Genomic DNA, 25,622 nt, shown 5'->3' with positions numbered 1-25,622 from the left:
GCCCGGGCGTACGCGGCTATACTTCGCAGCGTGAGCGTCGAGCACCGTCCCCTGCGCGCGGACGCCCGGCGCAACCGCGAGGCGCTGGTCGCGGCGGCGCGGGAAGTGTTCGGCGCCAAGGGGGTCGACGCCCCGCTCGACGAGATCGCCCGGCGCGCCGAGGTCGCCATCGGCACCCTGTACAACCGGTTCCCGACGCGCGCGGACCTCGTCGAAGCCGCTTTCCTGCCGACGCTGCAGGAAGCCGAGGCCGTGCTGGACGAGGCCCTCGCCCGCGAAGACCCGTGGGACGGTTTCGTCCTGTTCCTGGAACGTTCGGTGCAGATGCAGGTTTCCGACCGCGGCTTCACCGAGGTGTGCTCGCGGACGTTCGACCCGGCGTCGGGGCTGGAGAAAGCCAAGGAAGCCAACGGTTCCCGGATGAACCGGATCATCACGCGCGCCCAGGAGGCCGGCGCGTTGCGGAAGGACTTCCGGGGGCCCGACCTCGCGATCGTGTTCGCGGCCGCGACCGCCACCCCGGACTGGCGGCGCGCGCTCGGCATGGTCCTCGACGGTCTGCGCGCGCGATGACCTGGCTCGCGGACACGGCCGCGTCGTACGACATGGTGGCTTCGAGCTACGCCGAGTTCGTGTCCGACGCGCTCGAGAAGCAGCCGTACCTCAAGGCGGCGCTGACGCTGTTCGCCGCGCAGGTCGACGGGCCGGCGGTGGACGTCGGCTGCGGCCCGGGCCACTTCACGGCGTACCTGGCTTCCCTGGGCGTCGACGCGTCCGGCGTCGACCTCTCGCCGGGGATGATCGACCTCGCCCGCCGCTCGCACCCGGACCTGCGGTTCGAGGTGGGCTCGATGACGGACCTCCCGCTGCCTGACGCGTCGGTCGCGGGCGTGCTGGCGTCCTGGTCGCTGATCCACGTCCCGGACGAGGCAGTGCCGCTGACACTGGGTCACTTCCACCGCGTACTGCGGCCGGGAGGGCTGCTGACGATCGGCTACCACGTCGGCGTGGGCACGCGGCTGAAGACGTCGGGGTACGGCGGGCACCCGATGCGCGTCCACGTCCACCTGCGGCAGCCCTGGTGGCTGGCCCGGCGGGTGCGGGAAGCCGGGTTCACGATCGAGGCGGAGTGGGCGCTGAACCCCGGGGCCGAGGTTTCGCAGGCGATCCTGTTCGCTTCGAAATAACCGGCACTCGCCTCGACGCTGCTGCTCGGCAAGCAGAACTGGGTGGTCAGTCGCCGGTTCACCGACGCCGTCGGCCGCAGCTACCTGCGGCTCGGCTATTTCGTGTTCGACCCGTCGAGCAACGCAAGACGCGCCGGGATTCACCGGTGACCCGAACGGCCACCTCACCGGGACTTCCGCCTACGACGCGACATCCGGACAGGTGACGATCACCTGGACCCAGCAGGACGATCAACGGCTCGATGACCGCGGTGAACCTCGGCGGTCTCCGAGCTGCGCCCGGGCCTGGGCCGGATGCAGCTGGTGACCGACACGTACTCGATCACTGGCGGGTACGCGTACGGCTGCAACGCCTCGCTGACGCAGACCATTAAGGCGTCGATGAGCAGCATCCGCACCACCCAGCCGTCGTACGTGTACGAGGCGCAGAGCTGGAACAACAAGAAGATCACCGCCCTGGCCCCCGGGTCGGCCCCTGGAACACCTGCAACGACGCGACGTGCCTCGGGTACGTGCAGAAGAACGCGGGCTGCGACGCGGCACCCTGCTGCGGGGCCCCGTCCACCCCGGGGTACGCCGCCTGCGTGCAGAAACTGACCGACAGCGGGCGACCGCCGAGTTCAGATGCGATGCCTGTCCTACGACGGCCGCGACCTGCTCAACAGCCACGTGCGCCCGCTGCTGCAGGTGATCGACGACGCGGGCACGTTCCAGGGCTGGGTCGGCGCGGAAGTCGGCCCGACCGAAGCGGCACCCGGCCCCAGGGAGGCGAGTACTCCGGCGCCTTCGCCCGGACCTAAACGAACGCCTGCTCGGCGAAGCTGAGTCCCCCGCGCTCGGGCAGGGTCAGGACCTGCCGGTCGACGTGCTGCGGCGGCCGGCGGATGTACTGCCGGAAGCCGCGGGCCCGGAACTTCAGCTCGAACTCGTGCCCCTCCAGGTGCCAGGCGGGGTACGGCTGGTCGTCCGGTGGGTCGAGGCGGTGGAGGTCCGCGACCTCCAAGCCGCCGTACAGGGGGCCGACGTCGCCGGTGATGTCCCAGGCCTGGTCGAACACCAGGGTGGCCGGGGCGACCCAGAACGTGAAGTGCTTCTGCCGGCGGGCCGGCTCGACCCAGCGGACGAGGTAGTCCAAGTCCAGCGAGAGCCGGCCCGGCGGGAGGTCGTCGTCCTCGGTGAGGGCGATCGCGTGGATGCGGCTGTCGTGCCAGCCCATCTGCGGGAAGTCGGCGTCGGTCCACACCGCCTTGGACAGGCCGGACGGGTCGGTCATGCCACGCGCTCCCCCACGAACTCCACGATCTCCGGCAGCACGCCCCGCCAGTACTCGTCGTTGTGCTCGCCCGGCGAAAACCGGGACACTTCCGGCGAAACCGCCTTCACCAAGCGACGATCCGCGCCCAGGAACGGGTCCGACTCGCCGCACCACACGCCGAGGCCCGCGGGGCGCAGATCGGCAGTGTGCAGCAGGGGTTCCTCCGCGCGCCAGTTCTTTTCGTCCGCGAACACCTTGCGGCTGCGGGCATCCGGCCAGCTGACGAACAGCGCCGCGCTCGCCGTCGCCACCGCCTTCACGTCCGGGTGGGCCCGGGCGAACCGCAACGCCCCGAAGCCGCCCATCGAGATGCCGAACACCGCCGACGGCGGACGCAGGTCGCAAGCCGCCAGCCAGGCGGGCACTTCGTCGGTGAGCATGCGCTGCGGGTCGTCACCGCCGCCGACATTCACCCAATAGTGGTCACCATCGACGGCCGCGATCGCGAACGGCGGGGTTCCGGCGCGGACAGCCGCCGTCAGGACGTCGGGGACGCCGAGGGAGAGGAACGTCCGCGCCTGAGCACCGCGGCCGTGCAGGGCGAGGCAGACCGGCAACCCCGCGGCCGGCACCCCGGACGGGGTGATCAGCACCAGGTCGACGTCGGTGCCGCGGGCTGCCGAGGGCATGCGCTGGACCGTCACCGGCCCGGGCAACGCCGAAGGGCGGCTCGGCGCCGGTACCGGGGGCGGTCCGGGAGGAGGTTCGGAAGACGAGCAGCCCGCCAGCAGCGCCAGTGCGCTGCCGGCGAGCAGGCCGCGGCGGGAGAGCACGGGTCAGCCCCGGCTCTCCTCCTCCGCGAACTCGTCGTCTTCGGCGTCTTCGGCCTCGCGAGGGGCCTTGTACGGGTCGGCGTCGCCCGCGTGCTGGGCTTCGGCCGCGCGCCGCGCCACCTCGGCGTCGGCCTCCCGGGCCTTGGCCAGCAGGTCCTCGATCCGCTTCGACTCCTCGGGAATCGTGTCGGCGACGAACGTCAGCGTCGGCGTGTAGCGGACGCCGGTGCCCTGCCCGACCTTGGTGCGCAGCATCCCGCGCGCCGATTCGAGCGCGGCGGCCGCGCCGGCGAAGTCCGGCACGGAATCCAGCTTCTCGCCGAGCACCGTGTAGTACACCGTGGCGTCGTGCAGGTCGCCGGTGACCTTCGTGTCCGTGATGGTCACGTAGTCCAGGCGGGCGTCCTTGACCTCGTGTTCGATCGCCGACGCGACGATCTGCGAGATCCGCTTGGCGAGCTTGCGAGCCCGAGCAGGATCGGCCATGTCGTTCTCCTAGAAAGTGCTAATCGTCCGGACCGAGCAGCCGGCGGCGCGCGGAAAGCAGTTCGAACTCCGGCCGGCTCGCCACGTACCGCTCACACGAGTCGAGCACGTCCCGGACGTGCTCGCCACCTTCGGCGACCACGGCCACCCCGATGAGAGTCCGGCGGTGCAGGTCGGTGTGCCCGGCTTCGGCCACCGACACGGCGAAGCGCTTGCGCACCTCGGCCAGCACCGGACGGACCACGGATCGCTTCTGCTTCAGCGAATGGACGTCGCCGAGCAGGATGTCGAGCTCGAGAGCTCCGACGAACATAGGCAGTTTTGGTGGTGTAGTTGGGAAGCACCGGGTGTGCGCGGGAAGCGCACACCCGGTGCCGGACATCCTTACGCGCGAGGCTTCTCGCGCTGCTCGTAGGTCTCGATGATGTCGTCGACCTTGATGTCACCGTACGAACCGAGCGTCAGACCGCACTCGTAGCCCTCGCGGACCTCGACCACGTCGTCCTTGAACCGCCGCAGCGAGCTGATCGGCAGGTTCTCCGCCACGACGGTGCCGTCGCGGAGCAGACGCGCCCGGGCGTTGCGCCGGATCTCGCCGGACATGACCAGGCAACCCGCGATCGTGCCGATCTTGGAGGACTTGAAGACCTCGCGGACCTCCGCGCGGCCCAGCTCGACCTCTTCGTACTCCGGCTTGAGCATGCCCTTGAGGGCCTGCTCGATCTCGTCGATCGCCTGGTAGATGACCGTGTAGTACCGGACGTCGACGCCCTCGCGGGTGGCCCGCTCGGTCGCCTTGCCCTGGGCCCGGACGTTGAACCCGAGGACGATCGCGTCGGACGCGGTCGCCAGGTCGATGTCCGACTCGGTCACGCCACCGACACCGCGGTGGACCACGTTCAGCTCGACCTCGTCACCGACGTCCAGCTGGAGCAGCGAGGCTTCGAGGGCCTCGACCGTACCCGAGTTGTCACCCTTGATGATCAGGTTGAGGCTGTTCGTCTCCTTCAAGGCGGAGTCGAGGTCCTCGAGGCTGACCCGCTTGCGGCGCGACGCGTTGAGCGCGTTGCGCGTACGAGCGGAGCGGCGCTCGGCGATCTGCCGGGCGACGCGGTCCTCGTCGACCACCAGGAAGGTGTCGCCCGCGCCCGGCACCGAGGTGAACCCGATGACCTGGACGGGCCGCGACGGCAGCGCCTCGGTGACGTCGACGTTGTGCTCGTCGACCATCCGGCGGACGCGGCCGTAGGCGTCACCCGCCACGACCGAGTCACCGACGCGCAGCGTGCCGCGCTGGACCAGGACGGTGGCCACCGGGCCGCGGCCTCGGTCCAGGTGCGCCTCGATCGCGACACCCTGGGCCTCCATGTCCGGGTTGGCCCGGAGGTCCAGAGCGGCGTCGGCGGTCAGCAGGATCGCCTCGAGCAGGCCGTCGATATTGATGTTCTGCCGCGCGGAGATCTCGACGAACATCGTGTCGCCGCCGTACTCCTCGGCGACCAGGCCGTACTCGGTCAGCTGCTGCCGGATCTTGTCCGGGTTCGCGCCTTCCTTGTCGATCTTGTTGATCGCGACCACGATCGGGGCCTTGGCGGCCTGCGCGTGGTTGATCGCCTCGACCGTCTGCGGCATCACACCGTCGTCGGCCGCCACCACGATCACCGCGATGTCGGTCGAGTTCGCGCCACGGGCACGCATGGCGGTGAACGCCTCGTGACCCGGGGTGTCGATGAAGGTGATCAGGCGCGGGTTGCCCTCGAGCTCGGTCTCGATCTGGTACGCACCGATGTGCTGCGTGATGCCGCCGGCCTCGCTCTCGCGGACCTTCGTCTTCCGGATCGTGTCGAGCAGGCGGGTCTTACCGTGGTCGACGTGACCCATGATGGTCACGACGGGCGGCCGGACCTGCAGGTCCTCTTCCTCGCCGGAGTCTTCGCCATACGTGATGTCGAAGGTCTCCAGGAGCTCGCGGTCCTCCTCCTCGGGGCTGACGACCTGAACGTTGTAGTTCATTTCGCCGCCGAGCAGCTCGAGGATGTCGTCCGACACGGACTGCGTCGCGGTGACCATCTCGCCGAGGTGAAAGAGCACCTGCACCAGCGAAGCCGGGTTGGCGTCGATCTTCTCGGCGAAGTCGGTCAGCGAGGCACCGCGCGGCAGCCGGATCGTCTCGCCACTGCCCTTGGGCAGGCGGACGCCGCCGACGCTGGGCGCCTGCATGTTGTCCATGTACTCCTGGCGCTTCTGCCGCTTCGACTTGCGGCCCTTGCGCGAGGGACCACCGGGACGCCCGAAGGCACCCGCGGTACCGCCACGGCCACCGGGGCCGCCACGACCGCCGCCGCCACCGCGGAAGCCGCCGCCACCGGCCGGGGCACCGCCCCCACCGGGACCGCCGCCACCCGGGCGGAAGCCGCCGCCACCGCCGCCGCCACCGGGACCGCCGCGGAAGCCACCGCCGCCGCCACCACCGGGACCGCCGCGGAAACCGCCGCCGCCACCGGGACGACCGCCGCCACCGGGGCCGCCACGGGCGCCGCCACCGGGGCCACCGCGGGCGCCGCCACCGGGACCGGCGGGACGCTGCGTGCGGCCCGGCATCATGCCGGGGTTCGGCCGCGGGGGCATGTTGCCCGGGCTCGGCCGGTTGCCACCGGCGCCACCACCCGGCCGCGGGGCCGGACGGTCACCGCCGGCGCCACCGCCGGGACGCGGGGGCCGGTTGTCGCCGCCCTGGCCGCCACCGGGGCGCGGAGCCTGCGGACGCGGGGCCGGGGCGCCGGAACCGACGCCGAACGGGTTGTTGCCGACGCGCGGCGTGCGCGGGCCGGGCTTGGGACCGCCGGGCTTGGGGCCCTGCGGCTTCGGCGGGACGACCGAACCGGTGCCCTGCGCGGGCGCGGCCGGGGTGTCCTGCTTGGGCGCAGCCGGAGTCTCGGCTTTGGCGGCCGGGACCTGCTGCTGGGGTGCGGCCGGAGCCGGGCGCGGGCCGGGCCGGGGGCCGGGGCGCTGCCCCGGGGTGGCCGGCTTCGACGCCGCGGGCGCCTGCTGCTGGGGTGCCGCCGGAGCCGACGCGGCCGGAGCGGGCGCCGCCTGGGCCGCCGGAGCCTGCTGGGCAGGCGCGGGGGGCTTCGGGGCAGCGGGTCCGGGCTTCGCGGCCGGCGGGCCGGGGCGCGCCGACGGGCCGGGGGTGGGCGTGGGCTTCTTGGCGCCCTTGGGGGCGTACGCGTCCCGGAGACGGCGGGCGACGGGCGCCTCGACCGTGGACGACGCGGACTTGACGAACTCGCCCTGTTCCTTCAACTTCGCGAGCACGTCCTTGCTGGTGATGCCGAGCTCCTTCGCGAGCTCGTGTACGCGGGCCTTGCCTGGCACAACTCTCCTCATCTAGGGGAGGCCAGGCGGAAAACCCGCTGACCTCGTCCTTATTGTCTGACGCTCATGGCTTCAGCTTCACGGCTGACTCATGACGGGTCGACCTGCTTCCTTGCTTCCTCGCGACCCCGGGGACATCCCGGGTTCGTGGTGCGGGGTGGTGCGCCCGACGTGCTCGCGGACCTCCGAGGCGTCGGCCGCCCCGGGAGCCCGCAGGGCCCTCGGGAAGGCTCGCCGCCGTTCGGCCTTGGCCAGGCAGTCCGGGTCGGGGTGCAGCCAAGCCCCCCGGCCCGGCAGCCGCCGACGCTCGTCGACGACCACCCGCCCGGCCACCGCGACCACGCGCAGCAGCTCACCGATCAATGCCCGCCGCTTGCAGCCGACACAAGTCCGCACCGGGGAATTCCGGTGGGGCTGGTGCCCGGCTACCCGCCGCGGGCTTCGAACCACTCCTGAGTCTAGCGCTTCGACCTTCACTCAGCCGAACCGGTTGTCGCGGCGGGCCGCGGCGGACGGGCGTGGTCTTGATCACCCTCGTCGTCCGCCGGTGCGGCGTCGCTGCGGATGTCGATCCGCCAGCCGGTCAGGCGGGCGGCGAGGCGGGCGTTCTGGCCCTCCTTGCCGATCGCCAGCGACAGCTGGAAGTCCGGCACCACGACACGGGCCGTCTTCGCCCGCTCGTCCACGACTCGTACCGAGACAACCTTCGCGGGCGACAGCGCATTCCCGACGAAGCGAGCGGGGTCCTCGGAGTAGTCGATGATGTCGATCTTCTCACCGGCCAGCTCGCTCATCACGTTGCGCACGCGCGCGCCGACCGGGCCGATGCAGGCGCCCTTGGCGTTGACGCCCGGCACGGTGGACTTGACCGCGATCTTCGTGCGGTGTCCCGGCTCGCGCGCGACGGCGGCGATCTCGACCGTCCCGTCGGCGATTTCCGGCACCTCGAGCGCGAACAGCTTGCGCACCAGGTTCGGGTGCGAGCGCGAGAGCGTGATCTGCGGGCCGCGGTTGCTGCGCGAGACCGTGACCACGTACGCCTTGATCCGGCTGCCGTGCTCGTAGGACTCCCCGGCGACCTGCTCGCCGGACGGCAGCACGCCCTCGGTGTCACCCACCTGGACCACGACCATGCCGCGCGCGTTCGCGCGGGCGTCGCGCTGGATGACGCCGGCGACGATCTCGCCCTCCTTGGTGGAGAACTCGCCGAAGGTCTTCTCGTGCTCGGCGTCGCGCAGCCGCTGCAGGATGACCTGGCGCGCGGTGGTGGCGGCGATCCGGCCGAACCCCTCCGGGGTGTCGTCCCACTCCTCGTCGACCTGGCCGTCGTGGGTCAGCGTGTGCGCGAGCACGCGCACCAGGCCCGTCTTGCGGTCGATGTCGATGCGGGCGTGCGGCTGGTGGCCCTCGGTGTGCTTGTACGCGGTGAGCAAGGCCGTCTCGATGGCCTCGATCACCGTTTCGAAGGGGATGTCCTTGTCCCGTTCGATCGCCCGCAGCGCGGCGATGTCGACGTTCACTTCGACCCCTTCTCCGTCTCGGCCGCGATCGAGCCGGACGCGTCGTCTTCGAGCAGTTTCAGGTCCTCGGCGGGCGGCTGCTTGAACTCGATCTCCACGACCGCCTTCGCCACGTCGGCGTAGCGGACGTCGCGGATCTTGCCGCCTTCGAGGACGCGGGCGGCGTGTTCGCCCGCGTGGCCGACCCGGCCGATGAACGCCGCGCCGTCGTTCGGGGTGACCTTGACCAGCCGGAACCGCGCGCGCCGCCAGTGCCGCGCCTGGGTGAGCGGGCGGTCGAGCCCCGGCGAGGTGACCTCCAGCGTGTAGGCGCTCGCCAGCACGTGGTCGTTCTCGTCGAGCGCCGCCGAGACCTTGCGGCTGACCTCGGCGACCTCGTCCAGCCCGACCCCGTCGTCGGCGTCGACGACGACCTTGACCAGCTGGCGCCGGCCGGCCTGCTGCACCTCGAACGAATCGAGGTCGAAACCCGCGGCGGTGACGGCTTCGGCCACTATCGGCTGAAGCCGGCTGGCGAGTTCTCCTGGCACGTGGGGGTCTCCTTGCTCGGGCTGGGTGGTCGGGTCGGTGGTGGACCAGCTTATCCGGTCGCCCGCTCACCCCGCGCGAGCGGCGGGGCCGCCCCGGGGCCTGGCAGGATGGGGCGGCGTGACCGGAAGACCGACCGAGCTGACCCGTCGTACCGCCCTCCGCGCGGGGGCGCTGGCCGCACTGGCCGTTCCCCTCGCCGCCTGCGGGCCCGGCTACGACGAAAGCCCCGACCCGCTGCAGCCGCTGCTCGCCGCCGCCCAGGCCGACGCCGACGCCGCGCGGGCGCTGGCGAAGGGGGCCGACGCCGACGCCGCCGGCCAGCTCGCCGACGCGCGCGCGACGCACGCGGCCGCCCTCAAGTCCGAAGTGGACCGGCTGAACCGGCCCACGCCGTCGCCGTCCGCCGCGCCGCCGGCGCCCGCCGCGCTGGGTGACCTGAAGGACCGGCTGGCGGCCGCGCGCAAGCAGGCCGAAGACCTCGTCGGCGGGCTGCCGCGCTACCGCGCCGGGCTGGTCGCGGCGGTGGCGGCGGGCTGCGCGTCGCTGCAGCGCATCGCCCCGGCGCTGGGCCCGGGCGAGGACGCGCCCAAGGTGGGCACCGCCCCGGCCGGGGCGATCCCGCCGGAGGCGGTGGACCCGCTGCAGGCGGCGCTGGCGGCCGAGCACGCCGCGGTGTGGGTGTACGGCCTGGTGAGCGCGTTCCTACCGGGCGAATTCGGCGACGCGGAGAAGAGCGGCGCGGCGGAGCACGCCCTGCGCCGCGACTTCCTGCAGACGGCGCTGGCGGCGGCCGGGGCGACCCCGGTGGCCCCCGAGGCGGCGTACGTGCCGAAGAACCCGGTGACGGACGCGAAGTCGGCGTCCCAGGTGGTGGCGACGGCCGAGGCCGACTGCGCGTCGGCCTGGCACGCGGTGATCGACCACACCGACGACGCGGGGTTGCGGACCACGGCGTTGCACGCGCTGGTCGCCGCCTCCCGCCGCGGCACGCCGTGGCGTTCCGAGGCGGGCGAGAAGCCGGTCGCGATCGCCATGCCCGGCCGGACGAGCTGACCCCCGTCGTGAGTGTCAAGGCGGGTTCTGACCCGCCTTGACACTCACGACCGGCCGCGGCGGACCGGGTCAGGAGTGGAGGTCGGCCGACAGGCGGAGGGCGTCGTCGGCGATGCTCTCGATCAGCTTCTCGTCCTTGTGCTTGTCGTAGAAGTCGGCGAGCACGATCGTCGTGTTCGTGCCGTCGACCTTCGACGAGTACGCCGCGTCCTTGCCGCTCACGCTCGGGGTGCCGCTGCCGGCGAACGTCTTGTCCTTCACCAGGTCCGTGACGTTGCCGGTGCCGTCCCGCTCGGTCAGCGCCTTGAGCGCCTTCGCCTTCGACGAGTCCGGCATGCCCACCAGCGCCACCGACACCAGTGCCTTCGCGCCGCCCGACTCCGTCGTGTACAGCGCGCGCACCAGCGACTGGCACGGGCTGTCCTGGAAGAACGCCTTCGTATCGCCGTAGGACTTCTCGACGCAGTCCGTCGTCTTCGCCGGCCCGGCGACCAGCGTGAACTTGTACTGCCCGGTGTTCTGCGCCGGCGGCTGCGCGACCGGCTCGTCCGGCGCCGAGTCGTGCCGGATCAGGAACCACAGCAGCCCGGAGACGACGGCGATCGCGACCAGCCCGGCCCCCTTGAGCAGCAGGGACCGGGTGTCACGAGCCGGCGGGCCCGGCACGGGCGGGCGGGGCTGCGGGGGGACCGCGCCCAGCGGGGCCGTGTCGGACGGGCCTGGGGTGAAATGCGCACCAACCACGGGGCCATACGGTAGTTCACCGGCGTCCGGCGGTTCACTCGAACGCGCGTAAAACCCGTTCGACGTCGTCAAGCGTGTTGTAGAGGTGGAAGCCGACCCGCACCCGGCCACCGCGGACGCTCGACACGACGCCCGCCTCGGCGACCCGCGCCGGGTCGGCGTCCAGCGACACGATCGCGGTCCGGCGCGGCGGCAGCCCGAGCTTCTCCAGCAGCGTGTCCGCGAGGCCGGCGTTGTGCGCCCTGACCTGGGCGAGGTCGAGGCCGGCGAAGTACTCCAGGGCCGCGGCCGAGCCGACCTGGGCCAGCCAGACCGGCGAGAGGTCGAACGCGCGGGCGTCGCCGGCCAGGCGCAGCGGGAGGCCGTAGACCGTGGCCCACGGGTCCTCCCCCGCGTACCAGTTCGCCGCGACCGCGCGGGTGCGCTCCTGCGCGTCCGGCCGCACCGCGAGCCACGCGGTGCCCCGTGGCGAGCAGAGCCACTTGTACCCGGCGCCCACCACCCAGTCCGCCCAGGCCACGTCCAGCGGCAGCCAGCCGACCGCCTGCGTCGCGTCCAGCAGCACCGCCGCCCCGGCGGCCTCGGCCGCGGCCCGCAGCGCCGCCAGGTCCACGATCCGGCCGTCGGCGGACTGGACCACGCTCACCGCGACGACGTCGTGGCCTTCGACCCGCTCCGGCAGCACGTCCAGGGGCACCTCGGTCACCGTGACGCCGGGGTTGACCGCGAAGGGGAACGTCACGCTGGTGAAGTCGCCTTCGGCGGCGAGCACCCGGGTGCCGGCGGGCAGCGCGGCGGCGACGTTGGCGACGAGCTGCGAGACCGACGCTCCGCTCGCGACGCGCTCCGGTTCGACGCCGAGCAGCCGCGCGAACCCGGCCCGCGAACGCGCCACGTACTGGTCGAACTCCCCGGGCCTGGTGGCGCCGGTCCGCCACCGTTCCACCGATTCGGCCACGGCTTCGGCCACCGGTGCGGGCGGGACGCCCACGCTGGGCGTGTTCAGGTATCCGGACGGGGCGGCGAAGTCGGTTCCGAAGGCGCGCATACCCCTCACGCTCGCAGATCCGGCCGGTCGGTTCACCCCGATTTCGGCAGCAGCGCCAGGACGTCGGCGTAGGACGGCGGGCTCAGCGGCAGGGCACGGCCGTCCCGCACCGCGAGTGCGCTTTCGGCCGCGGCGGCCAGCGCGACCCGGTACGGCAGCGAGCCCAGGCTGACCCGCGCGACGCCCAGGCCGGCCAGCCCGGCCACGGTCACCTTCCCGGGCAGGAACAGCAGGTTGAGCGGCAGGCCGACGGCGACGATCCGCTCGACGTCGCCCGGCTCGGCGAGGCCGGGGACGAAGACGCCGTCCGCACCCGCCGCCGCGTACGCCCGGACTCGCCGCTCGGCCTCGGCGAGCGAGCGGTCGCCGGCCCAGTGCGTATCCGTCCGGGCGTTGACGAACAGGCTCGGCACACGTTCCTTGACCGCGGTGACCAGGGCGCACTGGACGTCGACCGGGGCGAGCGAGCCGTCGGCCCGGCCGTCCTCGAGGTTGACGCCGGCCACGCCCGCGTCCGCCAGCTCGGCCGCGAGGTCGGCGACCGCGGCCGGGTCCGCGCTGAAGCCGTCGGCGAGGTCGACGCTGACCAGCACGTCCAGCCGGGTCAGGCGGGTGGCGAGGGCGACGGTCGCGGCGCGCGTCGAGGGCGCGCCGTCCGGCTCCCCCGCCGCCGCGGAGACGCCGAGGCTGGTGGTGCCCAGGGCGCGGAAGCCCTGCGCGGCGAGGAAGGCGCCGACGCCGAACTCCCACGCGTTCGGCAGCAGCAGCGGGGAACCGGGGACGTGCAGGGCACGGAAGTCGTCCATGCCCCGAACCTAGGTCCGCGACGCTTCGGCGGGCGCCGAACTCTCGAGGAACGGCGCCAGCACCCCCGGGACGGCGTCCGCCGCGAACTCCAGGCCTTCGTCCGCGCCGGCGTCGAGGATCGAGTAGGCGCCGGAGCCCGCCGCGGTGGTCGCGGTGAACGTCGCGAGCCCGCGACGGCGCTGGAACACGGACTGCTTGACGGTCCAGCCGATGACGCCGTCCCGCGCCAGGACGGCCGTGCTGCGCCGGACCGTGCCCGCGCGCGTCACCAGGTAGCGGCCGCGCAGGCCGTGCCCGAGGCCGCGGTAGGCGTCCCGGGCGAGCAGGACGGCCACGGGCAGCGCGACGACGGCGAGGGCGACGCCGAGCACGAGCAGGACGTCGGTGAGCAGCGCGCCGAGGAGCAGCAGGACGAGCACCGGCGTGAGCGCGGTGAGCAGGGCCCAGCGCAGCCGCCGTCCGCGGGCCGCGGGTGGGTGCGGCACCAGCTCGACGGCGTCGAGGCGGTCGCCCAGCACCCGCGCCGCGACCCGGTGCGCGTCGGCTCTCGGTGCGGCGGGCAGGAGTGTCTTGGACTCGGTCTTGTCGTCGTCCCGTTCCAGCCCGGTGGCGATGGCGTCGACGCGGGCGGCGCCGGCCAGCCGGGCACCCAGCGGCTCGACCAGTTCGACCCCGCGCAGGCGCCGTTCCTCGACGGTGATCGTCCGGGTGGTGAACAGCCCGCGGCGGACGCGCAGGGTGCCGCCGGGTTCGCGGTCCAGCCGGTAGTGCCACCACATTTCGGTGAACAGACCCACCGCCCCGGCCACGCCGACGACCATCGCGAGAACGAGCAGGAGCAGGATGCTCACGACGAGGGGCAGGTCGCCGAAGAGGTCGAGGAGCCAGCGGAGGAGGCCGCCGCCGGCCCCGAACCAGTCGGCGATCTTGAAGAGGGACCCGAACGCGGCCAGCCCGAGCGTCGGAGCGACGAAGGAGACCGGGGCGTAACGGATCCAGCGCGGGTCGAGTGTCGCAAGTGAACCGTCGTGAGTGGACGGTGCGCGGTGCAGGAGTTCGGTGCGCAGCGCTTCGGCGTCCGCCTTGGCGAGCGGGGAGAGGGTGATCCGCTCCTGCCGGCCGGTGCCGATGGAGAGGGTCGCGACGCCGAACGCGCGGTGCAGCGGGTTGGCGGTCAGGTCGGCGGTGCGGATTCGCTCGCGCGGCAGGGATTTGCGGGTGTGGACGGCGAACCGGAACTCGATTTCGAGGCGTTCGGCGGTGCAGCGGAAGCGGGTGTACCGCCAGCGGACGTATTCGACGAGCACGCCGGCGCCGACGAGCAGCGCGGCGGCCGGGAGGAGCCAGAGGGACCGGGTGCCGATGGCGACGGGCGTTCCGGCGGAGATCGCGACGCCGGCCATGAGGACGGCGGTGACCCCGAGGGTGCGCCGGTCGAGACGACGCCACCCGGCTTCGTGCTCGCCGCTCATGTCGCGTCCCCCGGCGTGGCGTCCGTGCGTTCCGTCAGCCGCTCCGCCACGTCCGCCGCGACCTGCGCGTCCAGCCCGCGAAGCCGGACCGCTCCGCGCGCCGAGGCCGTCGTCACCGTGACCGTCGCGAGGCCGAAGCGCTGCTGGAGCGGGCCGCGCAGCGTGTCCACCGTCTGCACCCGCGACAGCGGCGCCACCCGCCACTCCTGCCACAGGAATCCCGAGCGCACGTACACCGCCGTGTCGGTCACCTCCCAGCGGTGCAGGCCGAACCACCACCGCGGCAGGACCGCGCACCACGCCACCCCCAGCACGGCGACCACCGCCGCCGGCGCCAGCAGCCAGAACGCGGCCGGCGGGATCAGCAGGCCGAGGACCGCGAGCACGAGCACGACCGGCCCGAACGTCAGCGCTCCCTGCGTACGCCACCAGGCGATCGCGCGGCGGTCGAGTGCGTGACGCGGTGGCCGCAGCCGTAGTTTTCCGGTCTCCACCGGACACCCCCCGGGATTGTTTTACAATGCGACCGCATCGTAACGGCGGAGCCCGCGTTTTCGCAATGCGATCGCATGACAACGGGAGCGGACGTGCCGAAACAGGTGGACCACGAGCAGCGCCGGGTGCAGATCGCCGAGGCGCTGCAACGGCTGACCACGCGCGCCGGCCTGGAAGGCGTCAGCCTGCGCCAGGTCGCCGCCGAAGCCGGCATGTCGATGGGCTCGGTGCAGCACTACTTCAAGACCAAGGACGAAATGCTGCGCTACGCCCTCGAGCACCGGCACAAGCTCCGCAGCGAGCGGATCACCGCGAAGGTGCTGGCCGAAGGCCCGCCGACCCCGCGCTCGATCCTGCGCGCGTGCCTGGTCGAGATCCTCCCGCGCGACCCCGACAGCGAAGCCGACTTCCTCATCGGCGTCGCCTACTTCATCCGGGCCATCGCGGACCCGGCGATGGCGAAGGCCTTCGGCGAAGGCATGCCGGAACTCCTGGACTTCTTCGCCGGCCAAGTCCGCGAGGCCCAGCAGGCGGGCGACGTCCCGGCATCGGCCGACCCCGCGACCGAGGCCGCCCTGCTCTGGGCGATCGCCGACTCCCAGGGCTCGGAAATCCTGATGGGCCACCGCACCCCGGCCCAAGCGATCTCCACAGTGGACTACTACCTCGACCGCCTCTTCACCCCCTGACCGTGTCGACCCGCCAATCACGCGTGTCGACTCCTCAATCACGCGTGTCGACCCTTCGAGCACGAACGACCTGTGCGGGAAAGGTCGACGCGCGTGATCCCGGGGTCGACACGCGTGATTGAAGGGTCGACACGGCATCAGCCGCCTCCGCCGCCCGAGGCCGCGGAGATCGCGGCCGTGCGGGCGGCCCGGACTTCGCGGATCACCTTGCGCAGGGCCGGGACCGCGGCCCCGGCCTGCTCCTCCAGCCGGGCCAGGCGGTCGCGGTGACGTCGGCGGTCGCTGCGCGGCAGTACCGCGCCCAGCTCGACCGCCGCGGCCAGCGACGTCAGGGCCGCGATGTCCGCGGACACCGGCGCGTCACTCCGCAACGCCGCCCGCACCGAGTCGCGGAGCGCGGCCGCCGAGGCCGGCTCGCGGACCACCGGACGCCGGCGCGGGAACAGCCCCAGGACCCGGGACGTCCGCAGCGAAATCACCCCCGCCGCGGCGAGCTGGGCTTCCAGGGACCGCAACGTCTCACGCGCCCCGCGGCGGACCCGGGCGCGCCACTTCCGGTGCGGGTCGGCGGCGAGCTCGGCGAGGAGGTCGTCGAGCACCAGGTGCCCGGTGCCGCCGGCGTCCGAGACCACCGGACGGCCGCCGTCGTCGGTGATCCGGCCGCGTAGCACCAAGTCCGTCAACGCCGCCGCGCGCACCAGCAGCGCCACCCGCTCGCGGTCCGGCAGCCGGTCGCGGGCGGTGTCGCAGGCCAGCAGGTACGCCCGGGCCGGCAAGGACAGCTCGCTCATCCCCGTTTCCCTCCCTCGTCGCCGGACCCCAGTCCACCGCGCCGGACCACGCGGGCGAAACCGGACGACGGAGGTGATCGCGAAGACGAACGGGGGGACCCGGGCGCAACCAAAGTTGCACGCCCGGGCGGCGGCCCGGAACAGCGGTTACCGTGACCGCGTGACCACCGCCCGGCGGCCGCTGTGGCCGAGCCGCTCCGACGGCTACTGGCTGATCTTCGCGGCCCTCGCCTTCGCCGGGATGAACACGCTCCTCTACGTCCTCGGCGACCGGACGACCGGCGCGTGGGGCCCGGCCGCCGGGCTGGTCCTGCAGATCGCCTGCGACCTCACCCTGATCCTGCTGTTCCGGTTCCCCGGCCCGGTGTGCGCGTTCGTCATCGCGGCGGCGGTCGCGATGCTCGCGGCCGACACCTTCGCGCCCGGCCTGCTCGTGCCGCCGCACCCGCTCGCCCTGACGACCGTCCCGACGATCACCTCGGTGATCCTGTCGCAGGCGGCCCGGGTGCTGGACAAGCGGACCGTGCTGTGGGTGGCCGGCATCCTGGCCGTGATCGCCGCGCGGCCGTGGACGCCGAGCTGGGCGACCACGCCGTTCGGCCTGCTCAGCACCGCGCTGCCGGCGCTCGCCTCGCTGTACTTCGAAGCCCGCAAGCAGCTGCTCCAATCCCTGCGCGACCGCGCGGAACGCGCCGAGCGCGAACAGCACCTGCTCGCCGAGCAGGCCCGGGCCGCGGAACGGCGGCGGCTCGCGGGCGAGATGCACGACGTCGTCACCCACCGGCTCAGCCTGATGGTGCTGCACGCCGGCGCGCTCGGCGTGACGTCGGCCGACCCGGCCGCGCGGGCGGCGGCCGAGGACATCCGCCGCGAAGGGGCGCTGGCCCTGGACGAACTGCGCGACCTGGTCGGCGTCCTGCGCAACGGCGCCGAGGCCGGGCCGCGGACGCTCAGCCCGGAGCAGCCCGGCGACCCGGCGCGGCTGGTCGAGGAGTCCCGGTCGGTCGGGGTGACGACGGACCTGGTGGTGGACGGCGACCCGGCGCAGGTGTCGCCGACCGTCGCGCGCACCGCCTACCGGCTCGTGCAGGAGGCGCTGACGAACGTGCGCAAGCACGCGCCGGGCGCGTCGGCGGCGGTGTCCCTGCGCTACCACCCGGGTGGCCTGGACGTCTCGGTCGACAGCACGGCGGCGCGGCAGCCGCCCGACCCGGCGCTGGCGGGCAGCGGTTCCGGCGCGGGGCTGGCCGGCCTGCGGCAGCGCGTCGAACTGGTCGGCGGGCGGTTCGACGCGGGCCCGCGGCCCGGCGGCGGGTTCCGGGTCGGTGCGATACTGCCCGCCTACGTCCCGACGGCGGAAGGCACGCACTGTGATCCCGGTGCTCGTGGTCGATGACGAGCCGATGGTCTGCGCGCACCTGCGCACGATCCTGGGTTCGGCCGACGACATCGAGGTGGTCGCCCAGGCCGCCGACGGCGCCGAAGCCGTCGAAGCCGTGGTCCGGCACCGGCCGCGCGTGGTGCTGATGGACCTGCGGATGCCGGGCGTGGACGGCCTGACCGCGATCGCCCGCATCACGGCCATGCCGGACCCGCCGGCGGTGGTGGCCCTGACGACGTTCGACGCGGACACGTACGTGATCCGCGCCCTGCGCGCGGGCGCGGCGGGCTTCCTGGTGAAGTCGACACCCCCGGAGGACCTGATCGGCCTGGTCCGCGTGGCGGCGGACGGCCACACGGTGCTCTCGCCGTCGGCCGCGCGCCGCCTGGTGGCGCTGTCGTCGGACAGCCGCGAACGCGGCGAAGACGCGCGACGCCGGACGGCGGGACTCACCGAGCGGGAGCGGGACGTGCTGGCCTGCCTGGGTTCCGGACTGTCCAATGCGGACATAGCCGCCCGGCTGCACCTGGCCGAGGCGACGGTGAAGAGCTACGTCTCCCGGATGCTGGTGAAGCTGGACTGCGCGAACCGGACCCAGGCGGGCTTGCTCGCGCACGAGGCGGGTCTGGTGGCCCGTTAGGGGAAGAGCAAGGGTGCGGCGTGCCAGATCGCCCAGCCGTTGAGCAGGAACCACCCGCCGATCCACAGCGGCGACGGCATCTTGGTCTGCTTGGCCAGCTTGGCGGCATCGTCGGTGTGGCCGCGGAACCCATGTTCGCGGCGGTTCGAGACGAGGACCTGCACGCCGCCGAGCTCACTGATCAGCAGCAGCCAGGCTTCGGTGTAGGCGGTGGCAGTGCGCAGCCATCCAGGCGCATAGCGCAGGGCCGAGTACACCACCGCTCCCACCGCGACGACCACGGCCAAGGTGCGCAGGTCCCGGGTGAACAGGACGATGAACACCAGCGCGACGAGGGTCAGGACGAGCACGGCCGTCACGCGGCCCTGGTGCAGGAGGACCGCCGCCCCCAGCCCCGCCAGGGGTGGCATCGCGTACCCGGCGGCGGTGGCCAGGACGACGCCCAGGCCCGGCGCTTGCCTCCAGTTGGTGAAGCCACCTCCCGGACTCGTGATGGCGACCCGAGTGACGTCACCGCCGGTCAGCAGGCTGACCAGGGCGTGGCCGCCTTCGTGGAACAGCGTGGCCAGGACGTTGGCGTTGCGCAGGAAGCTCCGCCGGCCGGAGGGCGGCGTGACGACCGAGGTCAGCGACACCGCGAAGGCGAACAACGCGGTGAGGGCAACGACTCCCCAGCCCGGCGCGGGCACGGTCTCGTTGAGCACGGCGACAGTGTCCCTGCGGACGGCGCCGCGGAACCCGTCCCGAGGCGGATTGTCCAGGAGCTGTCCACTGGACGGTGCCGCGCTTCAGCCGGCTTCGGCCTCGGCCAGGCGGTCCAGGAAGATCGACTGAGCGTCCGGACCGGCCAGCACGGTGGCGAAGTCCGGGCCGAAGATCCGCCGGCAGATCGCCCTCACCAGCCGGTATTCCCGCTCGGCTTCGTCCCGCCGGTCCAGCTTGAGCAGCACCCCGGCCCGGTTGAGCCGGCAGACCACGGTGTCGCGGCCGGTGGGGCCGAGCACCCGCACGCGGGTCTCCAGCGCGGCGCGGAACTCGTGTTCGGCCTCCGCGAGCCGGCCCAGGTCGAGCAAAGTGGCGATGAGCGCGTCCCGGCTGTGCAGGGTGTCGCGATGATCCGGCCCCATGACCCGCGAACACGTCTCGAGCTCGGCCCGGTGTTCCCGCTCGGCCTCGCCGAGCCGGCCGAGCTTGCCGATCACCTTGGCGAGGTGGTAGCGGCTGGTCAAGGTGCCGCGGTCGTCCGGGCCGAGGGTGCGCTCGCGGAGATCGAGGACCGCGCGGTGTTCCCGCTCGGCCTCCGCGAGCCGGCCCAGCTCGCCGAGCGCGATCGCCCGGTTGGCCCGGCTGGTCAGGGTGTCGGCGTGGTCCGGGCCGAGGGTGCGGGTCCGGCTTTCGACCTGGATCCGGTATTCGCGCTCGGCCTCTTCCGTCCGGTGGGAGTCGCGGAGGGCGGTGGCGAGCAGGTCCCGCTCGAACAGGGTGTCCGGGTGGTCCGGCCCCAGGACGCGGCCGGTCACTTCGAGCACGGCCCGGTGCCCGGCCACGGCCTCCTCCCACCGCCCGAGCCCCTGGAGGACCGTTGCGTGGTGGCGGCGGCTGCCCCGGGTGTACGGGTGCTCGGCACCAAGGATCCGGGTTCGCGCCTCGACCACCGTGCGCTGTTCGCGCTCGGCCTCCGTGAACCGGAGCAGCTCACCCAGGACGATCGCCAGGTTGTTCCGGCTCGTCAGCGTGTCGGGGTGTTCCGCCCCGAGCACCCGGGTCCGCGCTTCCAGTGTGGCCCGGCCCTCCTGCTCGGCTTCCTCCAGCCGCCCCAGGTGGTACAGGTCGAACGCGCGGTTGCTGCGGCTATACAGGGTGTCGGGGTGCTCCGCCCCGAGGATCCGGACGCGGTCCTCGAGGACGGCGAGGTGGTCGCGTTCGGCTTCTTCGTACCGGCCGAGGCCGCTCAGCACGGCCGCGAGGTTGTTGCGGCTGGTCAACGTATTCGGATGTTCCGGGCCGAGAACCTTGCGACGCGCTTCGAGCGTGACGCGGTCTTCGTGCTCGGCCTCCGCCAGCCGCCCCAGCCGGCACAGCGCCAGCGCGAAGTTGCTGCGGCTGGTCAACGTCTCAGGGTGCTCCGCGCCCAAAGTGCGGACGCGGGCTTCGAGGACGGCGCGGTGCTCCCGCTCTGCTTCTTCCCAGCGGCCCAAGCTGCAGAACACGCGCGCGAGATCGTGACGGTAATTGAGGGTCTCGGGGCTTTCCGCGCCGAACAGGAGGATCATGCCGTCGAGCGTGGCGCGGTGTTCGCGCTCGGCCTCCGCCCAGCGCCCCTGTCGTTCGCTGATGACGGCGAGATTGCCGCGGACGGTCAACGTGTACCAGCTCTCGGTGCCGACCAGACGCACCAGCACCTCCAGCGTCGCCCGCTGCTCGTGTTCGGCCTCAGCCAGCCTGCCCAGGTCACTGAGCGCGGTGGCGAGGTTGTTGCGGCAGGCCAGCGTGTCGAGGTGTTCCGGCCCCAGCGCCCGCGTGCGGACTTCCAGGACCTCGCGGGTCTCCCGCTCCGCCTCCGCGAAGCGCCCCATCGCGTGGAACGCACTGGCCAGACTGGCCCGGCTCGTCAGGGCATCGGGGTGCTCGGGCCCGAGTTCACTCGTCAGCCGCCGCGTGGCGCGGGAAAACGCCTCGAGCGCCAGCGCGTAGTGCCCCTGCCTGGTGCAGGTGGCCCCGATGGCCATCGCCTCGGAGCCGTCGGAGATGTCGAGCACCGCGCGCAGGGTCGGCTCCGGCACGTACCCTTCCGGACCGCCGACGTGCTGGGCCTCGTCGACCAGGTAGTCGAACACGTCGTAGCCGGTCCTGGCGGACCCCGTCATCAGTGACGTCGTCGCCCGCCGGGCCCGCAACGCCCATTCCCAGGCCGCCGCCGTCGATTCGGGACGCAGCCGGTCACCGCCGCGCCGGCGCAGGCAGTCGTCGGCCAGTTCTTCCAGCAACCGGCCGGAAAGCGGCGGCTCGAGGCCGGCCCGGCGCACGTCCACCGCGGCGGTCACGAACGCCGCGCCCCGCGGGTGGGCCCCGACGTCCCACCCGTCGTGCCACGCCCGCAGCAGTTCGGGGCCGGCGGCGAGGTATTCGGCCAGCCCGTACTCCCCGACGTGGTCCATCGCGTCGGCGATCCGCGGGTCCCACGCCAAGCCGGCGGCGCGCCCGGCTTCCGCGCTGCTCAGCAGCCGCTCGACGCGGACCTCGTCATCGACGAGGGCCAGCGTCTCGCGCGCCGCGCGGTACATCTCCCGGGTCGCTTCGTCCAAGCCGCCGGAATCGGCGAACCGGGCGCGCTCGAGCGCCCGGATCGTGCCCACGACCACGGTGTGCCGCGATCCGGCCAGCAGCCGGCCCAGCACCTCGCGGGTGAGGCCCGCGGGTCCCAGGTAGTGCTCCACGTCGTCCAGCCAGACCACGCAGTTCCCGGCCCGCATGGCGCGCTCCAGCGCGGGTTTCACCGCGCCGCGGTCCTGCGGGGCCACCAGCACGTGATCCGGGACGGTCGCCAGGATCGCCTCGAACGCGGTGCGCGACTTCCCGGCGGTCGAGTCACCGACGAGCAGCACGAATCCCCCGCGCGCGATCCGCGCCCGCACCCGCTCGTCGACGTCGCGCGGGACGTACGCCGGCATCGTCTCCGCGGCGTCTCCGGGCCCGGTGGGATCGAGCTGGGCGGCGGGGTGCACGCCCAGCCGCCGCGGATCGGCGACCTGCCGCACTTTCGGGAACTTCCCGCGGGCGGTCACCAGGCAGCCGTGCACCACCGACAGGTCGCCGTCGTCCCGGCGGGAAATCCGGCTGCGTATCCGGTCGGCGGCCACCTTGACGAACGGCGTCACGAGCACCGCGGCCCCCGCGGCGGCGCCGGCCCACCAGGAGTTCCCGGCTCCCGCCGCTTTCAGCGCGGCCGGAACCGCGAGCACGGCCGTCCCGGCGAGCAGCGCGAACGCCACCCAGCCCCACCTTGGCACCGGCACCCCCCGCTCACGGCTTCGACGAACCGCAAAGTGTTCCATCCGCGCCTCGATGGCCGAGAAGACGGGCCGACCGGTCACCCGGACGGATCAGTCTCTACGCGGACGCGGGCGTGTGCTCCGCGTCGTAGGCGTCCCGGGCTTCCTGGACCGAGGCCATGTGCTGCCGGGCCCAGCGGTCCAGCATGTCCAGCGGCTCCGACAGGTTCCGCCCCAACGCCGTCAGCTCGTACTCGACCTTGGGCGGGATCGTCGGGTACGCCGTGCGGGTGAGGATGCCGTCGCGGACCAGGCTGCGCAGCGTCTGCGTCAGCACCTTCTGGGAGATCCCGTCCACGCGGCGGCCGAGTTCGGTGAAGCGGAGGGGGCCGCCGGAGAGGGCGCCGACGATGAGGACCGTCCACTGGTCGCCGATGCGGTCGAGCAGCTGGCGGGTCGGGCAGTTGCGGTCGTACGGATCGGGACCCACGGCGCGTCTCCTCACTCTCCCAGGGAGAGTAACACGCCGATCAGGCCGTGGCGCGCGCCAAGCCCGCGGCCACCCGCTTGATGAAGGAGCCGAGGAACCACCGGTAGAACCAGCCGGTGCCGGGGACCTTCGGCGTGAACGTCGAGTGCCAGTGGATGTCCGTCCCGCCGTCACGCGGGACGAGGTCGACGTAGGCGACGTAGTCCTGCAGCGGCAAGCCGCGCTCCAGCGCGTAACCGAACCGGCGGCCGGGCTCCAGCGCGACGATCTTCTCGTACGAGCTGACGCCGTTGGTCTTGAACAACCGGACCGCGCCGAGCCCCTCCGGCTCGCCCTCGCCTTCGCGGACCAGCTCGAACGACCCCAGCGGCGACCACTTCGGCCAGCTCGCGCCGTCCCTCAGCAAGGCGTACACGGTGTCGGCCGGCGCGGAGGACCGGGCACGCACCGAAATGCGTTGTACCATTTGGTACGTGTACCATCTGGTACATGATCGACGCAAGCCCGCGGGCGAAGCTCCTCGCCGCGGCGATCGACCACATCGCCCACCACGGCGGCGCCGACCGGAGCCTCCGGGCGCTGGCCGCGGACCTCGGCACCAGCCACCGCATGCTCATCTACCACTTCGGCTCGAAGGAAGGCTTGCTCACGGCGGTGGCGCGGGAGGTGGAGGCCCGCCAGCGCGCCGCCCTCGCCGGCCTCGACCCGTCGGAGTTCTGGCGCCGGCTCACCGATGACGACCTGCGCGCCAACGAAAAGCTGTTCTTCCAGCTCTACGGCCAGGCCCTCGGCGGCACCCCGGGCACGGCGGAGTTCCTCGACGGCGTGATCGACGACTGGCTCGGCCCCATCGAAGCCCGGCTCGCCCGGCTCGGCGTCCCGGAGGCCGACCGGCCCGCCCACGCCCGGCTCGGGCTCGCCGTGGCCCGCGGGCTGCTGCTCGACCTCGTCACGACCGGCGACCGCGAAGCCGTCGACGCCGCGATGGAAAAGTTCCTGGCCCGATACGAAAAACCGTGATCCCCTGGCTTGATGCGACTGATCCTGGGGTTCTTGGCCGCTTCGCTCACGACAACGGGGCTCGCGGCCCCGGCCGCCGCCGCGGAAAGCCGCCCGGCCTATTCCTACGCCGACGCGATCCGCGAGACGGCGTGGGTGGAGACCGGCACCGACCATGACCACGACGGCAAGCCCGACCGCATCGCCGCCGACGTCATCCGGCCGGACACGCGCGGGCGCGTCCCGGTGATCCTCGACGTCAGCCCGTACTACGCGTGCTGCGGCCGCGGCAACGAAATGCAGAAGAAGACGTACGCTCCGGACGGCAGGCCGCAGCAGTTCCCGCTGTTCCTGGACAACTACTTCGTGCCGCGCGGGTACGCCGTCGTGCTCGCCGACGTCGGCGGGACGAACCGGTCGTCCGGCTGCTTCGACGACGTCGGCTCCGGCAACGCGGTCGTGAACTGGCTGGGCGGCCGGGCGAAGGCGTTCGACGCCCCGGAGGGCGGCCGCCCGGTGCAGGCGGATTGGTCGACCGGGAACGTCGGCGCGATCGGCAAGTCCCAGGACGGCGCGACTGCGATCGGGATGGCCGCCTCGGGCGTCGCCGGGCTGAAGACGATCGTGCCGATCGAAGGCGTCGCGGACAACTACGCCCAGGTCATCGCGAACGGCGCTCCCCTGGCCACGCCGGAGAACACGGGCTCGTCCTTCACCTACAACGAGCGCGCCGCCGAGCTGTGCAAGCCGTTCGAGGCGGACCTCAAGGCGCGCGCGGGCACGAACGGCGACTACAACGCCTACTGGCAGAGCGTGCACTACGTCCCCCGCGCCGGGCAGGCGAGCGTGCTCATCGCCCAGGGCTTCGGCGACTGGGTCGTGGCGCCGAACCAGTTCGCCCGCTACTGGGAAGCGCTGGGCCGGGCCGGCGTCCCGCGCAAGGCGTGGCTGAGCCAGGCCGGGCACACCGACCCCTTCGACCTGCAGCGGGCGCGGTGGGTCGAGACGCTGCACCGCTGGTTCGACCGCTGGCTGCTCGGGCTGCGCAACGGCGTCGAGCGCGAGCCCGCCGTGCACCTCGAAACCGCCCCGGACCGGTGGACCGACGTCCGGAGCTGGCCGCCCGCCACGCTGCCGGCGACGTTGCGCCCGTCGGCAGACGGGACGCTGGGGCCGACCGGGTCCGGGACGGCGAGCGTCGTCGACGACCCCGCCGTCACGCGCGAGCAGTGGGCGGCCGGGGTGTCGGCCGCGAAGTTCACCGGCCCGGCCCTGCCCGCGCCGGTGCGGATCGCCGGGTCGCCGTCGGTGACGATCACGGCGTCGTCGGACAAGACCGCCGCCCGGCTCGGGGTCGCGCTCGTCGACTACGGGCCGGCCGACCTGCGCGACACCGCCGAGTACGGCAGCGGGGTGAAGAACCTGGCCACGCGGTCGTGCTGGGGCTCGAGCACCGGCGCCGACAGCGCGTGCTTCCTCGACACCGTCGCCGACGTCGTGCGCGTCGACCACCGGATCGTCGCCGCCGGCTGGGCCGACCTCGGGCACCACGCGTCGCTGCGGCACGGCGAACCGCTGGTCCCCGGGCGGCCCTACACGATGACGTTCGGCCTCACCGCGCTCGACCACGTCGTGCCGGCGGGGCACCGGCTCGGGCTGCTCCTCGGCGGCACCGACGGGCTGCTCTTCGACCCGGCGCTGCCGGACTTCGGCGACACGCTGACGTTCGACCTCGCGCGGACGTCGGTCACCGTCGGCCTTACAAAGCCCGAACACTAGGCGGACGCCCTTCGTACACGCCCCGGCCAGAGTTTTCCTCGTACCCCCGATCACG

Annotated in this window: 26 protein-coding genes; 8 read left to right on the top strand and 18 right to left on the bottom strand. The window is 73.1% G+C overall.

The features are described from left to right. Window positions 1-30: 30 nt before the first annotated feature. Both ACWDN5_RS14395 and ACWDN5_RS14390 read left to right on the top strand, forming a co-directional pair. Window positions 31-573, top strand: coding sequence for a TetR/AcrR family transcriptional regulator (locus tag ACWDN5_RS14395; protein ID WP_310972571.1), 543 nt, complete (start codon window positions 31-33; stop codon window positions 571-573). Continuing rightward, a complete protein-coding gene (locus ACWDN5_RS14390) occupies window positions 570-1,187 on the top strand; it encodes a class I SAM-dependent methyltransferase (protein WP_449676606.1) in 618 nt (205 codons plus the stop codon). The genes ACWDN5_RS14395 and ACWDN5_RS14390 overlap by 4 nt, the downstream gene beginning before the upstream one ends. Before the next feature lie 796 nt (window positions 1,188-1,983). On the opposite strand, the gene ACWDN5_RS14385 is transcribed toward ACWDN5_RS14390, so the two are convergent. The 8 genes from ACWDN5_RS14385 to rimP all read right to left on the bottom strand — a co-directional run bounded on the left by ACWDN5_RS14385 (window position 1,984) and on the right by rimP (window position 9,186). Continuing rightward, window positions 1,984-2,460 (bottom strand): hypothetical protein, encoded by a 477-nt coding sequence (locus tag ACWDN5_RS14385; protein ID WP_449676605.1) that lies wholly within the window; start codon window positions 2,458-2,460, stop codon window positions 1,984-1,986. Further along, window positions 2,457-3,275 carry an alpha/beta hydrolase gene (locus tag ACWDN5_RS14380; RefSeq protein WP_449676604.1) on the bottom strand — a complete coding sequence of 273 codons (819 nt, stop codon included), beginning with the start codon at window positions 3,273-3,275 and terminating at the stop codon, window positions 2,457-2,459. The genes ACWDN5_RS14385 and ACWDN5_RS14380 overlap by 4 nt, the downstream gene beginning before the upstream one ends. Before the next feature lie 3 nt (window positions 3,276-3,278). Continuing rightward, entirely contained in the window at window positions 3,279-3,761 is a 483-nt protein-coding gene (rbfA, locus tag ACWDN5_RS14375) for a 30S ribosome-binding factor RbfA (RefSeq protein ID WP_310972567.1), read from the bottom strand. A 19-nt stretch (window positions 3,762-3,780) separates the two neighbouring features. Then, a complete protein-coding gene (locus tag ACWDN5_RS14370) occupies window positions 3,781-4,074 on the bottom strand; it encodes a DUF503 domain-containing protein (protein WP_003083991.1) in 294 nt (97 codons plus the stop codon). 71 nt (window positions 4,075-4,145) lie between these two features. Next, the gene (gene infB / locus ACWDN5_RS14365; RefSeq protein WP_310972681.1) at window positions 4,146-7,136 is read right to left on the bottom strand and encodes a translation initiation factor IF-2; all 2,991 of its coding nucleotides are present in this window, start codon (window positions 7,134-7,136) and stop codon (window positions 4,146-4,148) included. 78 nt (window positions 7,137-7,214) lie between these two features. After that, a complete protein-coding gene (locus tag ACWDN5_RS14360; RefSeq protein WP_310972566.1) occupies window positions 7,215-7,532 on the bottom strand; it encodes a YlxR family protein in 318 nt (105 codons plus the stop codon). A 77-nt stretch (window positions 7,533-7,609) separates the two neighbouring features. Beyond that, window positions 7,610-8,656: a transcription termination factor NusA gene (nusA, locus tag ACWDN5_RS14355; protein WP_043785288.1), complete on the bottom strand. Its 1,047-nt coding sequence runs from the start codon at window positions 8,654-8,656 to the stop codon at window positions 7,610-7,612. Continuing rightward, complete coding sequence (gene rimP, locus ACWDN5_RS14350) at window positions 8,653-9,186, bottom strand: ribosome maturation factor RimP (RefSeq protein WP_310972565.1); 534 nt, start codon at window positions 9,184-9,186, stop codon at window positions 8,653-8,655. Before rimP ends, nusA begins: the two co-directional genes overlap by 4 nt. A gap of 118 nt (window positions 9,187-9,304) precedes the next feature. On the opposite strand from rimP, the gene ACWDN5_RS14345 reads away from it, so the two are divergent. Further along, window positions 9,305-10,240: a ferritin-like domain-containing protein gene (locus ACWDN5_RS14345; protein WP_449676603.1), complete on the top strand. Its 936-nt coding sequence runs from the start codon at window positions 9,305-9,307 to the stop codon at window positions 10,238-10,240. 69 nt (window positions 10,241-10,309) lie between these two features. On the opposite strand, the gene ACWDN5_RS14340 is transcribed toward ACWDN5_RS14345, so the two are convergent. From ACWDN5_RS14340 to ACWDN5_RS14320, 5 genes are all read right to left on the bottom strand, one after another. Further along, complete coding sequence (locus ACWDN5_RS14340; RefSeq protein ID WP_310972680.1) at window positions 10,310-10,906, bottom strand: hypothetical protein; 597 nt, start codon at window positions 10,904-10,906, stop codon at window positions 10,310-10,312. Window positions 10,907-11,018: 112 nt separating this feature from the next. Continuing rightward, on the bottom strand, window positions 11,019-12,032 hold the full coding sequence (locus ACWDN5_RS14335; RefSeq protein ID WP_310972563.1) for an aminotransferase class V-fold PLP-dependent enzyme: 1,014 nt from the start codon (window positions 12,030-12,032) through the stop codon (window positions 11,019-11,021). Window positions 12,033-12,064: 32 nt separating this feature from the next. Then, on the bottom strand, window positions 12,065-12,838 hold the full coding sequence (locus tag ACWDN5_RS14330) for an isocitrate lyase/PEP mutase family protein (RefSeq protein ID WP_449676602.1): 774 nt from the start codon (window positions 12,836-12,838) through the stop codon (window positions 12,065-12,067). Window positions 12,839-12,847: 9 nt separating this feature from the next. Then, window positions 12,848-14,311, bottom strand: a complete 1,464-nt coding sequence (locus ACWDN5_RS14325) for a PH domain-containing protein (RefSeq protein ID WP_449676601.1) — start codon at window positions 14,309-14,311, stop codon at window positions 12,848-12,850. Further along, a complete protein-coding gene (locus tag ACWDN5_RS14320) occupies window positions 14,308-14,805 on the bottom strand; it encodes a PH domain-containing protein (RefSeq protein ID WP_310972560.1) in 498 nt (165 codons plus the stop codon). The genes ACWDN5_RS14325 and ACWDN5_RS14320 overlap by 4 nt, the downstream gene beginning before the upstream one ends. A 93-nt stretch (window positions 14,806-14,898) precedes the next feature. Here ACWDN5_RS14320 and ACWDN5_RS14315 point away from each other — a divergent pair, with 93 nt between their 5' ends. After that, a complete protein-coding gene (locus ACWDN5_RS14315) occupies window positions 14,899-15,495 on the top strand; it encodes a TetR/AcrR family transcriptional regulator (protein ID WP_310972559.1) in 597 nt (198 codons plus the stop codon). A 137-nt stretch (window positions 15,496-15,632) separates the two neighbouring features. Here the strand turns inward: ACWDN5_RS14315 and ACWDN5_RS14310 are convergent, their stop codons facing one another. After that, on the bottom strand, window positions 15,633-16,286 hold the full coding sequence (locus ACWDN5_RS14310) for a GOLPH3/VPS74 family protein (protein ID WP_449676600.1): 654 nt from the start codon (window positions 16,284-16,286) through the stop codon (window positions 15,633-15,635). Between the two features lie 160 nt (window positions 16,287-16,446). Here ACWDN5_RS14310 and ACWDN5_RS14305 point away from each other — a divergent pair, with 160 nt between their 5' ends. Both ACWDN5_RS14305 and ACWDN5_RS14300 read left to right on the top strand, forming a co-directional pair. Then, entirely contained in the window at window positions 16,447-17,682 is a 1,236-nt protein-coding gene (locus tag ACWDN5_RS14305; RefSeq protein WP_449676599.1) for a sensor histidine kinase, read from the top strand. Continuing rightward, window positions 17,657-18,307, top strand: a complete 651-nt coding sequence (locus tag ACWDN5_RS14300; RefSeq protein ID WP_310972556.1) for a response regulator transcription factor — start codon at window positions 17,657-17,659, stop codon at window positions 18,305-18,307. Before ACWDN5_RS14305 ends, ACWDN5_RS14300 begins: the two co-directional genes overlap by 26 nt. Here the strand turns inward: ACWDN5_RS14300 and ACWDN5_RS14295 are convergent. From ACWDN5_RS14295 to ACWDN5_RS14280, 4 genes are all read right to left on the bottom strand, one after another. Then, window positions 18,304-19,011: a M50 family metallopeptidase gene (locus tag ACWDN5_RS14295; protein WP_310972555.1), complete on the bottom strand. Its 708-nt coding sequence runs from the start codon at window positions 19,009-19,011 to the stop codon at window positions 18,304-18,306. The two genes, ACWDN5_RS14300 and ACWDN5_RS14295, sit on opposite strands and share 4 nt — an antisense overlap. A gap of 84 nt (window positions 19,012-19,095) precedes the next feature. Continuing rightward, the gene (locus tag ACWDN5_RS14290) at window positions 19,096-22,299 is read right to left on the bottom strand and encodes a tetratricopeptide repeat protein (protein ID WP_449676598.1); all 3,204 of its coding nucleotides are present in this window, start codon (window positions 22,297-22,299) and stop codon (window positions 19,096-19,098) included. A 118-nt stretch (window positions 22,300-22,417) separates the two neighbouring features. After that, window positions 22,418-22,789 carry a winged helix-turn-helix transcriptional regulator gene (locus ACWDN5_RS14285; protein ID WP_310972553.1) on the bottom strand — a complete coding sequence of 124 codons (372 nt, stop codon included), beginning with the start codon at window positions 22,787-22,789 and terminating at the stop codon, window positions 22,418-22,420. Between the two features lie 40 nt (window positions 22,790-22,829). Beyond that, window positions 22,830-23,255: an SRPBCC family protein gene (locus tag ACWDN5_RS14280; RefSeq protein ID WP_449676597.1), complete on the bottom strand. Its 426-nt coding sequence runs from the start codon at window positions 23,253-23,255 to the stop codon at window positions 22,830-22,832. 23 nt (window positions 23,256-23,278) lie between these two features. Between ACWDN5_RS14280 and ACWDN5_RS14275 the strand changes: the two genes are divergently transcribed. Together ACWDN5_RS14275 and ACWDN5_RS14270 are read left to right on the top strand one after the other, a co-directional pair. Beyond that, entirely contained in the window at window positions 23,279-23,809 is a 531-nt protein-coding gene (locus ACWDN5_RS14275; RefSeq protein WP_310972551.1) for a TetR/AcrR family transcriptional regulator, read from the top strand. Window positions 23,810-23,821: 12 nt separating this feature from the next. Then, the gene (locus ACWDN5_RS14270; protein ID WP_449676596.1) at window positions 23,822-25,567 is read left to right on the top strand and encodes a CocE/NonD family hydrolase; all 1,746 of its coding nucleotides are present in this window, start codon (window positions 23,822-23,824) and stop codon (window positions 25,565-25,567) included. The last annotated feature ends 55 nt before the right edge of the window (window positions 25,568-25,622 follow it).

It is taken from the genome of Amycolatopsis sp. NPDC003731, assembly GCF_053586895.1.
The sequence above is the reverse complement of the archived record's forward strand: the minus strand, read 5'-3'. Positions and strand labels throughout refer to the sequence as shown.

Excerpts from the sequence above, each read along its gene's own strand:
- ACWDN5_RS14390 (WP_449676606.1), top strand. The coding sequence starts at position 570 with ATGACCTGGCTCGCGGACACGGCCGCGTCGTACGACATGGTGGCTTCG.
- ACWDN5_RS14385 (WP_449676605.1), bottom strand. The coding sequence starts at position 2,460 with ATGACCGACCCGTCCGGCCTGTCCAAGGCGGTGTGGACCGACGCCGAC.
- rbfA (WP_310972567.1), bottom strand. The coding sequence starts at position 3,761 with ATGGCCGATCCTGCTCGGGCTCGCAAGCTCGCCAAGCGGATCTCGCAG.
- ACWDN5_RS14370 (WP_003083991.1), bottom strand. The coding sequence starts at position 4,074 with ATGTTCGTCGGAGCTCTCGAGCTCGACATCCTGCTCGGCGACGTCCAT.
- ACWDN5_RS14335 (WP_310972563.1), bottom strand. The coding sequence starts at position 12,032 with ATGCGCGCCTTCGGAACCGACTTCGCCGCCCCGTCCGGATACCTGAAC.
- ACWDN5_RS14330 (WP_449676602.1), bottom strand. The coding sequence starts at position 12,838 with ATGGACGACTTCCGTGCCCTGCACGTCCCCGGTTCCCCGCTGCTGCTG.
- ACWDN5_RS14325 (WP_449676601.1), bottom strand. The coding sequence starts at position 14,311 with ATGAGCGGCGAGCACGAAGCCGGGTGGCGTCGTCTCGACCGGCGCACC.
- ACWDN5_RS14310 (WP_449676600.1), bottom strand. The coding sequence starts at position 16,286 with ATGAGCGAGCTGTCCTTGCCGGCCCGGGCGTACCTGCTGGCCTGCGAC.
- ACWDN5_RS14280 (WP_449676597.1), bottom strand. The coding sequence starts at position 23,255 with ATGGTACAACGCATTTCGGTGCGTGCCCGGTCCTCCGCGCCGGCCGAC.
- ACWDN5_RS14275 (WP_310972551.1), top strand. The coding sequence starts at position 23,279 with ATGATCGACGCAAGCCCGCGGGCGAAGCTCCTCGCCGCGGCGATCGAC.
- ACWDN5_RS14270 (WP_449676596.1), top strand. The coding sequence starts at position 23,822 with ATGCGACTGATCCTGGGGTTCTTGGCCGCTTCGCTCACGACAACGGGG.